The sequence below is a fragment of the Xanthomonas sp. SHU 166 genome (assembly GCF_000364685.1).
Taxonomy (GTDB): domain Bacteria; phylum Pseudomonadota; class Gammaproteobacteria; order Xanthomonadales; family Xanthomonadaceae; genus Xanthomonas_A; species Xanthomonas_A sontii.
On sequence record NZ_AQOJ01000357.1, the window covers coordinates 1 to 1,884 of the forward strand.

The window sequence follows — 1,884 nt, forward strand, 5'->3', positions numbered from 1 at the left end:
TGCAGCGCGCGGCGGGCCGCCACGGCGATGCGGTGCGCGGCACGGTGCGCATCGCCGCCAGCGAGGTGATCGGCGCGGAAGTGCTGCCGCCGGTGCTGGCGGCCTTGCGCCGCGCGCATCCGCAGCTGCGGCTGGAGCTGGTGTTGAGCAACCGGGTGCAGGACCTGCTGCACCGCGAGGCTGACGTGGCGGTACGCATGACCCGGCCCACCCAGGACGTGCTGGTCGCGCGCCGCGTCGGCGAGGTGGCGGTGGCGCTGTTCGCGCACCAGGACTACGTGGACCGGCATGGCCTGCCGCAGGCGCTGGAGGAACTGCCGCAGCACGCGCTGATCGGATTCGATACGGAAACGCCGTTCCTGCGCGCCGCCCGCAGTGCGCTGCCGCTGTGGCGGCGCGAGGCGTTTGCGTTGCGCGCCGACAGCGACCTGGCGCAACTGGCCTTGCTGCGCGCCGGCTGCGGCATCGGCTTCTGCCAGGTCGCGCTGGCGCGGCGCACGCCGGCGCTGCTGCCGGTGCTGCCGCAGCAGGTGCGCGTCGGCCTGGAGAGCTGGATCGTGATGCACCAGGACGTGCGCGGCAGCGCCGCCTGCAGCGCGGTGTTCGCGGCCCTGGTCGAGGCGATGACCGCGCACACCGCCTGAGGTGCGCCCGCGATGGCGGCCGGCCGGCGCACACGCGCCTCCGGCCGCCCCAACCCGGGCAAGGGAATCAGGACGCTTTTACCAATCCCGACTCCCCACTCCCGAATCCCCGCTTACGGCAGCGTCAGCGCGATCGGGTTGGCCTTCATGCTGGCGCTGATCGCCGGGAACGGATCCACGCCGGACATGGTGATGACGTCGTTGATCGACACCACGTCGCAGTTGATGGTGCTGTCGTTGACGCACATGTAGGCGGCCGCGCCGTTGCCGGGTTCGTACACCGCCTTCCACACGTAGTCCGGGATCTGCACGTGGTCGGCGCCGATGCTGCTGCGCGTGCCGCTGTCGAAGGCCGGGCCGGTGACCACGTAGACCTCGCCGCGCTGCTTGGCCAGCTGACGCACCTGCTCTTCGATCCGCGCCCACTCGCCGGTGTTGAGCTTGTGGTCCTGCGGGACCACGTTGGCCATCGAGAAGGTTTCCTTCTCCGAGTTGGTGGTCGAGGCATCGCCGGCCGGGGTCATGTGGCCGCGGTCGAAGCCGGAGTTGGTGTAGTCCGAGGTATGCGAGCGGTCGGCGGCCGGGATGCCGGTCTCGTCGTGGAAGGAGCCGACGCGGCCGATCGATTCGGCGCCGGCGACCTGCTGGTCGGTGATGTGCTCGGCCGAGTACAGCGGACCCTTGGTCACGCCGGAGGCCATCAGCACGTATTCGGTATGGCAGACCTCGGTGGTGCGGCTGGTGATCGACGCGTCGAGCGTCGGCGCCTTGCCGCCGGCGTAGAGCGTGGGACAGCTGGTGGCGGCGCTTGCCGCCTGGGCGGCGAACAGCGCAAGCAGGGCAAGACAACCGCGCAGGGAGACGGACATTGCAGGAACCTCGGCTGGTCAGGGGAGGTGAAGAAACTGGCGAGATTCGATGTCTGTCGGGTGACCGCTGGATGTGCCGCAAATGGCAACTGCGCCGTGGGTCACGTTTGGCGGTAGACGTCGCGCGGCGACGGATCAATCGCATGCGATAAGCGTTCTCATTTACAATGCGCGATCGCCCTGTCCCGCACCGCGCCGACGTGATCAAGTCCTTGTTGTTCCAGCTGCACTGGCTGCTCGGCATCAGCGCCGGGCTGGTGCTGTCGGTGATGGGCCTGAGCGGGGCCACGCTCGCCTTCGAGGACGAGATCGTGCGCCTGGCCAATCCGCCGCTGGCCGCCATCGCCGCGCGTCATGCCGCCGGCGAGCAG

General features: G+C 69.7%; 3 protein-coding genes. 2 read left to right on the plus strand and 1 reads right to left on the minus strand.

Features of this window, described 5'->3' with window-relative positions; all coding sequences use genetic code 11:
* Positions 1 to 644: LysR substrate-binding domain-containing protein (locus tag D180_RS10310; RefSeq protein WP_017912730.1), on the plus strand; the 644-nt coding region annotated here is incomplete at its 5' end.
* 113 nt (positions 645 to 757) lie between these two features.
* Here the strand turns inward: D180_RS10310 and D180_RS10315 are convergent.
* Positions 758 to 1,513, minus strand: a complete 756-nt coding sequence (locus D180_RS10315) for a DNA/RNA non-specific endonuclease (protein ID WP_017909707.1) — start codon at positions 1,511 to 1,513, stop codon at positions 758 to 760.
* Positions 1,514 to 1,713: 200 nt separating this feature from the next.
* On the opposite strand from D180_RS10315, the gene D180_RS10320 reads away from it, so the two are divergent.
* Positions 1,714 to 1,884 (plus strand): PepSY-associated TM helix domain-containing protein (locus D180_RS10320; protein ID WP_157835448.1); only part of this gene is annotated, 171 nt, incomplete at its 3' end.